Annotated in this window: 6 protein-coding genes; all 6 read right to left on the bottom strand. The window is 73.6% G+C overall.

The genetic code is table 11. The features are described from left to right. Positions 1 to 125: 125 nt before the first annotated feature. A complete protein-coding gene (locus QWY28_RS09585) occupies positions 126 to 428 on the bottom strand; it encodes a thiamine-binding protein (RefSeq protein WP_300952274.1) in 303 nt (100 codons plus the stop codon). Then, the gene (locus QWY28_RS09580) at positions 425 to 946 is read right to left on the bottom strand and encodes a SigE family RNA polymerase sigma factor (protein WP_300952273.1); all 522 of its coding nucleotides are present in this window, start codon (positions 944 to 946) and stop codon (positions 425 to 427) included. The genes QWY28_RS09585 and QWY28_RS09580 overlap by 4 nt, the downstream gene beginning before the upstream one ends. Then, complete coding sequence (locus QWY28_RS09575) at positions 933 to 2,258, bottom strand: NHL repeat-containing protein (protein WP_300952272.1); 1,326 nt, start codon at positions 2,256 to 2,258, stop codon at positions 933 to 935. Before QWY28_RS09575 ends, QWY28_RS09580 begins: the two co-directional genes overlap by 14 nt. 71 nt (positions 2,259 to 2,329) lie before the next feature. Then, entirely contained in the window at positions 2,330 to 3,025 is a 696-nt protein-coding gene (locus tag QWY28_RS09570) for a sulfite exporter TauE/SafE family protein (RefSeq protein WP_300952271.1), read from the bottom strand. Between the two features lie 40 nt (positions 3,026 to 3,065). Continuing rightward, positions 3,066 to 5,927 (bottom strand): aconitate hydratase, encoded by a 2,862-nt coding sequence (locus QWY28_RS09565; protein WP_300952270.1) that lies wholly within the window; start codon positions 5,925 to 5,927, stop codon positions 3,066 to 3,068. A gap of 189 nt (positions 5,928 to 6,116) precedes the next feature. Further along, positions 6,117 to 7,079 carry a putative endonuclease domain-containing protein gene (locus QWY28_RS09560; RefSeq protein WP_300952269.1) on the bottom strand — a complete coding sequence of 321 codons (963 nt, stop codon included), beginning with the start codon at positions 7,077 to 7,079 and terminating at the stop codon, positions 6,117 to 6,119. Between the last annotated feature and the right edge of the window lie 98 nt (positions 7,080 to 7,177).

Below are 7,177 nucleotides of genomic sequence, written 5' to 3'. Positions count from 1 at the left end.
CGGCGGGCGGGGCGGCGCTCCCGGAGGACCGCTCGGAGGTGGACCGAGGGGCGGACCGGGGGGCGGACCGAAGGGCGGACCGAAGGGCGGACCGGGCGGCGGACCCGGCTCCGGAGCCGCGTCGCTCACGCCTGCTCGAGCGCGCGCTCGACCCGCTCGACCTTCGCGCTGAGCTGGCCGGTGAAGCCGGGGCGGATGTCGGCCTTCAGCACCAGGCCCACGCGCGGCGAGACCTCGGCGACGACGTCGACGGCCCTCTTCACCACGGCCATCACCTCGTCCCACTCCCCCTCGATGTTGGTGAACATCGCGTTGGTCTCGTTCGGCAGACCGGACTCGCGGACGACCCGGACCGCGGCGGCGACCGCCTCGGAGACGCCACCGGTCTCGTCGCCGGTGATGGGGCTGATGCTGAACGCGACGATCATGCCTCCACGGTAGTCGGCACGTCGTCGACCACCTCGGGGACCAGCGAGCGCAGCCTGGCCAGCCCGTCGCGCGCCTGCGACTTCACGGTGCCGACCGCGATGCCGAGCGCCTCGGCGGTCTGCCGCTCGGTCAGGTCCTCGTGGTAGCGCAGCACGACCACCGCCCGCTGCCGGGGCGGCAGGGCGGCCAGCGCCGACCGGAGCAGGTCGCGGTCGGACACCTCTCCCGCCTCGTCGCCGGACGTCCGCACCTCCGGCAGCTCGGCGGTGCTCATCTCGCGCCAGCTTCGTCGCCGCCACCGCGACACGCTCTCGCGCGCCAGCACGCGTCGCACGTACGGCTCGGGGTGGTCGGCGATGCGGTCCCAGTGCGGGACGACCTTCACCAGCGCCACCTGGACGAGGTCCTCGGCGTCGTGGTGGTTGCCCGTGAGCAGGTACGCCGTCCGGAGGAGCGCCGCTCGCCGGGCCGCGACGAACAGCTCGAACCCGCTCCGGCCGCGCTCAGCCGCGGACACGCCGACGCCTCCTGGCCCACAGCAGGCCGACCAGCGCGGCGGCGCCCACCACGGCGGCGCCCAGGTGGTACGGCCGGCGCGGGTCGCTCCCGCCCGCCTGCTCCACCGCCGGGACCATCGGGTTCTGCCAGAGGTCCCCGGCGAGCAGCGGTGCGCTGTACCTCGAGGCCGCGCTGCCCAGGTCGACCGACTCGGACTCGCCGGTCACCACGTCGACCACGCGCACCGTCGTGCGCCAGTGGCCGACCACCACGTGGCGCTCGTCGCGCCAGCCGAGCAGCTGCCCCGGCCGGACGTCGAGCGGCAACGCCCGGTCGCGGGCCTCGGCGACCGACCGGCCGGCGTACAGCCGCTCGCGCCCACCCTCGGCCCCCGGGCGCCGGCCGACGTAGGCGAACGCGCGGTCGTCGGGCCCCCACGAGGCGACGACGACCGACTGCGGGAGGGGCCGCGCGCGCCGCTCGCCGGTGAGCGGGTCGAGCCGGTGGACCGTCTGACCCCGGGACCAGACGATCCCGGAGGGCGACGAGCCGAACGACGGCACCCACTTCTCCCCCGGCTGCTCGACGACCGTGCGCTCGCCGGTGCGGACGTCGAACGCGACGAACCGGTGGCTGCGGGGGCCCGGCCCGCTGCGCACCTCGTGGCTCGTGAGCAGGAGCCGGGAGTCCCCGGAGAACGCGAGGTCGGTCGCGTCGACGACCCGGCGCACCCGGGGGTCGGCCAGCTCGCGGACCTCGCCGGTGGTCGTGTCGAGCACCGACCACCCCACCTGCGGGGCCGAGGCACCGGCGCGCCGCGGCTCCTCGTGCCGCGTCCACCCGACCCACCGCCCGTCCGGGGACAGCGCGAACCACCCGACCAGCCCCTGCGACTCGACGCTCACGCCCGGCAGGTCGAGCCACCCGGCCCGCCCGTCGACCGCGGAGACGCCGAAGACCTCGAGCGACTGCCGCTCGCCGAACAGGCCCTCGGGCCTGGTCCGGAGGAACAGGCCCACCGCCGCCAACGGGCCGGCCGGCGCCTCGGCGTCCGACCACGTCCCCGGCGGCCGGACCTGCTCGGGCAGGTGCAGCCGCTCGAACGGGACGTCCGCCGGGAGCGGCGCCGGCGGGTCGGTGCGAACCGCGAGGCCCGCCGCCACGAGGACCACGACGGCCGCCACCGCCGCGACCGAGGCCGAGCGACGCAGCCGCGCCCGACGCACGCCGCGCTCCCACAGCGCCGCCGCGCCCGGCACGAGGTGGTCGTCGCCGGGTGCCTGCTCGGCGGTGTCGGCGAGATCGGCCAACCGGTCGCGCAAGGTGATCATGAGGGTCCTCCTGCCTCGTCATCCCCCACACGCCCCGAAGGGTCCGTCCGGAGGGGTCGGGGCCGACCGGTCTAGCCGACCAGCGTCCGGACCAGGAGCACGGCCGCCGAGGCCGCGCAGACCAGGAGCACCGCGGGCCGGACGCGTGCCTCCGGGACCCGCGGGCGCAGGACGCCGCCGATCCAGGCGCCCAGGAGCAGGACGGGCGAGAGCAGCGCGGCCAGGGCGAACCGGTGCGCCTCGAGCTCGCCGACGATGCCGAGGCCGACGAGGGAGAGCCCGGCACCGACGCTGAAGTAGACCGCCATCGTCGTGCGGATCTGCTGGGGCGGGCGGTGCTGGTAGAGGATCGCCATCGGCGGTCCGCCGATCGACGTCGCGGTGCCCGAGAGCCCGGAGACGAGGCCGGCGGCCATCAGGGTGCCGCGGTTGAGCGGCACGCGGACGGCGCGCCAGGTGAGCGCGACCGCGACGAGCACCATCACCGCCACGACCACCGCGAGCAGGCTCCTGCTGAGGTGGGCGACCGCCGCCACGCCGAGCACGGTGCCGACGACGCGGGTCGGCATGGACCAGGCGAGCCCGTCCCAGTCGATGCCGGAGTGCTCGCCCAGCAGGGTGACCACGGGGTAGGTGCAGGCCAGCCAGAGCGTGACCTCCGGCAGCAGGTGGGGGTCGACCAGCGCGACGACGGGCGCGGCGACCAGCCCGAGGCCCAGCCCCACCAACGACTGCACGGTGGCCCCGGCCAGCAAGGCCAGGGCCACCGTGAGCAGCGCGGGGAGCGAGAGCCCCAGGAGCGTCAGGTCACGCCTTCCGCAGGTTCCGCAGGACGTACTGCATGATGCCGCCGTTGCGGTAGTAGTTCGCCTCGCCGGGGGTGTCGATGCGGACGACCGCGTCGAACTCGACGTCGCCCGCCGTGACCTTGACGGTCTTGGGGGTGCGACCCTCGTTGAGCTCGGTGATGCCGGTGATGGAGAACTCCTCCTCGCCGGTCAGGCCGAGGCTCTCGGCGGTCTCGCCCTCGGGGAACTGCAGCGGGATGACGCCCATGCCGATGAGGTTCGAGCGGTGGATGCGCTCGTAGGACTCGGCGATGACGGCCTTGACGCCCAGCAGCGAGGTGCCCTTGGCGGCCCAGTCGCGCGAGGAGCCGGAGCCGTACTCCTTGCCGGCCAGGACGACCAGCGGGGTGCCCGCGGCGATGTAGTTCTCCGAGGCCTCGAAGACCGTGGTCACCTCGCCGCCGTTGGTGAAGTCACGCGTGACGCCACCCTCGGTGCCCGGCGCGAGCTGGTTGCGCAGCCGGATGTTGGCGAAGGTGCCGCGGATCATGACCTCGTGGTTGCCGCGGCGCGAGCCGTAGGAGTTGAAGTCGCGCGACTCCACGCCGTGCTCGGCGAGGTAGCGGCCGGCCGGCGAGTCCTTCTTGATCGCACCAGCCGGGCTGATGTGGTCGGTGGTGACCGAGTCGCCGAGCTTGAGGAGCACGCGGGCGCCCTCGATGTCGGTGACGGCCTCCGGCTCGTCGGGCATGCCCTCGAAGTACGGGGGCTTGCGGACGTAGGTCGACTCGGCGTCCCAGGCGAACGTGTCACCCTCGGGCGTCGGCAGCGACTGCCAGCGCTCGTCACCGGCGAAGACGTCGGAGTAGGACGAGCCGAACATGTCGGAGGTGATCGCCTCGCCGATGACCTGCTCGACCTCCTGCGGGGAGGGCCAGATGTCCTTCATGAAGACGTCGTTGCCGTCGGCGTCCTTGCCCAGCGGGTCGTTGAACAGGTCGACGTCCATGGAGCCGGCCAGCGCGTAGGCGACGACCAGCGGCGGGGACGCGAGGTAGTTCATCTTCACGTCGGGGTTGATCCGGCCCTCGAAGTTCCGGTTGCCGGAGAGCACCGAGACGACCGCGAGGTCCTTCTCGTTGACCGCGGCGGAGACCTCGGGGATGAGCGGGCCGGAGTTGCCGATGCAGGTGGTGCAGCCGTAGCCGACGAGGTTGAAGCCCAGCTTGTCGAGGTACGGCGTCAGGCCGGCGCGCTCGTAGTAGTCCGAGACGACCTGCGAGCCGGGCGCGAGCGTGGTCTTGACCCACGGCTTGCGCTGCAGGCCCTTCTCGACGGCCTTCTTCGCCAGCAGCGCGGCGCCGATCATGACCGACGGGTTCGAGGTGTTGGTGCACGAGGTGATCGCGGCGATCGTGACGGCGCCGTGGTCGAGCTCGAACTCCGTGCCGTCCTCGAGGGTCACCCGGACCGGGTCGGACGGACGGCCGTCGGCGTTGGCCGCGGCGGTGTGCCAATCGGCGGGGGCGTCGGCGGCGTCGTGGCCGTCGCCGTTGCCGTTGGTGGCCGGCGGGTCCGAGGACGGGAAGGACTCGGCCGAGGCCTCGTCCGCGCCGGTCGTGACGCCGTACGGCTTGTCGTTCTGCGGGACGCCCGGCTTGCGGCTCTCGCCACCGGTCTCGTCGGCGCTGACGTAGTCGGCCAGCGCGACGCGGAACGCCTCGCGGGCGTCGGAGAGCGCGACGCGGTCCTGCGGGCGCTTCGGGCCGGCGAGCGACGGGACGACCGTGGAGAGGTCCAGCTCGAGCTTCTCGGAGTACCGCGGCTCGGCGTCCGGGTCGTGCCAGAGGCCCTGCTCCTTGGCGTAGGCCTCGACCAGCTTCAGCTGCTCCTCGGGGCGACCGGTGAGCTCGAGGTAGTCGATGGTCTGCTCGTCGATCGGGAAGACCGCGATGGTCGAGCCGAACTCCGGGCTCATGTTGCCGATCGTGGCGCGGTTGGCCAGCGGCAGGGCGGAGACGCCGGGGCCGTAGAACTCCACGAACTTGCCGACGACGCCGTGCTTGCGCAGCATCTCGGTGATCGTGAGCACCAGGTCGGTGGCGGTGGAGCCCTCGGGCAGGTCGCCGTTGAGCTTGAAGCCGACCACGCGCGGGATGAGCATGGAGACCGGCTGGCCGAGCATCGCGGCCTCGGCCTCGATGCCGCCGACGCCCCAGCCGACCACGCCGATGCCGTTGACCATCGTGGTGTGGGAGTCGGTGCCGACGCAGGTGTCGGGGTAGGCGACGCCGTCGCGCACCATGACGGTGCGGGCGAGGTGCTCGATGTTGACCTGGTGGACGATGCCGGTGCCCGGGGGGACGACCTTGAAGTCGTCGAAGGCGCCCTGGCCCCAGCGCAGGAACTGGTAGCGCTCGCGGTTGCGCTCGTACTCGATCTCCACGTTGCGCTCGAACGCCTCGGGCGAGCCGAAGACGTCGGCGATCACGGAGTGGTCGATGACCATCTCGGCCGGGGCGAGCGGGTTGATCCGCGACGGGTCGCCGCCGAGCTCGGCCATCGCCTCGCGCATGGTGGCGAGGTCGACGACGCAGGGCACGCCGGTGAAGTCCTGCATGATCACGCGCGCCGGCGTGAACTGGATCTCCTTGTCCGGGTGCGCGTCGGCGTCCCAGCCCGCGAGGGCCTTGATGTCGTCGGCGGTGATGTCCGCGCCGTCCTCGGTGCGCAGGAGGTTCTCGAGCAGGACCTTGAGGCTGAAGGGCAGCGTCTCGACGTCCAGGCCCTCCCCCGTCACCGCGTCGAGGCGGTAGATCTCGTAGGACTGTCCGTCCACGTCCAGGGTGCTCTTGGCACCGAAGCTGTCCTGACTGGCCACTGCTGGTTCTCCTCGTGACGTCTGGTGGGGCTCTGTCCATCTTGCCGCTGCGCGTCGCGCCGGCGGTAGGAAGGTTCCCCTAACCGCCCGATGCGTTCCGTGCCGCGATATGTCTTGATGTCAAGATACACGATGTCGAGTGAGTGTGGCTCTCTCGGTCGCGATCCGGTGCCACGGGTCGGCACCGGATCACGACCTCCGACCGGCGCACCGTGGGCACGCCACCGGTACCCCGCGCCAGCCGCGCCGCTGCAGCAGGAGGGCCACGGCGTCGGCCGTCCCGCACGCGTCACCCAGGACCTGGCGGTACCCCAGACGGACGGTCGTGCGCTGGTCGGCGACCGCCGCGGCCAGGTCCCGGGCCAGGTCGCGGTCGCGAGCGGCCGGGGTGTCGTGGAACGCCCGGCCGTCGAGCTCCACGAAGGTGCCGAAGCCGTCGTAGGCGACGTCCCGCAGCACGGTCCGACCGTCCACGCTCCCCCGTGCCTGCCGGCGGCCCACCGGCAGGCCGTGGGCGCGCTCGACGTCGCGCAGGTAGGCGCGCTCGAGCACGGAGGCAGCGCCGGCCGCCAGGTCCGCGACCAGCTCGACCAGCAGCCCCCTGCGGCGCAGCCGGCTCCGCGCCGCCAGGGCACTCGACAGGTCCGCGACGGTCACCACGCGGGTGTGCAGCACGTCGGCGAGCACCCGGTACGCCGCGTGGTCGTCGGCGGCGGAGTCGGCCAGGTCCAGGGCGGCGTGCGCGGGCACGACCCGCGGGGGCGACGAGCCCGCAGCGACGCGGTCGGCCAGGTGGGCGGTGCGGTGCACGGTGACGCCGTCGAGCCGGGCCACCGTGCGGCGTACGTCGATCGCGACCTGGACCGGAGCCCCCTCGGGCGGCCTCGGCAGCGCGGACTCGCGGGTGAGCACGCCACCGGTGGCGAGGACCGCGGCCCAGGCGCGTTGCGGCGAGGTCGGTGGCCCGGTGTGCTGCACGTACACGCCGGGGTGGACCACGCCGAGGTCGCGCCGGCGCAGCATCCGGCGCACGTCGTGGGGACGGAAGCCGAGCGCGCGGAGCTGCGCTCGGGACACCACCCCGTCCTGGACGTAGGTCGTCAGGTGGCGCAGGCCCTCGGTGTCCGGGGGCGGCGGGTCGGCGTCGGGCACGGCCGGAGCCTGCCCGCCGCCGCTGCTGGCCCACCGCGCCCGTCGCGGCCTGTGGAGAGCCGGCACGGTCGTGGATCGGTGCCACGTGATGGCACCGA

The sequence above is a fragment of the Nocardioides oceani genome (assembly GCF_030412965.1).
Classification (GTDB): domain Bacteria; phylum Actinomycetota; class Actinomycetes; order Propionibacteriales; family Nocardioidaceae; genus Nocardioides; species Nocardioides oceani.
The sequence above is the reverse complement of the archived record's forward strand: the minus strand, read 5'-3'. Positions and strand labels throughout refer to the sequence as shown.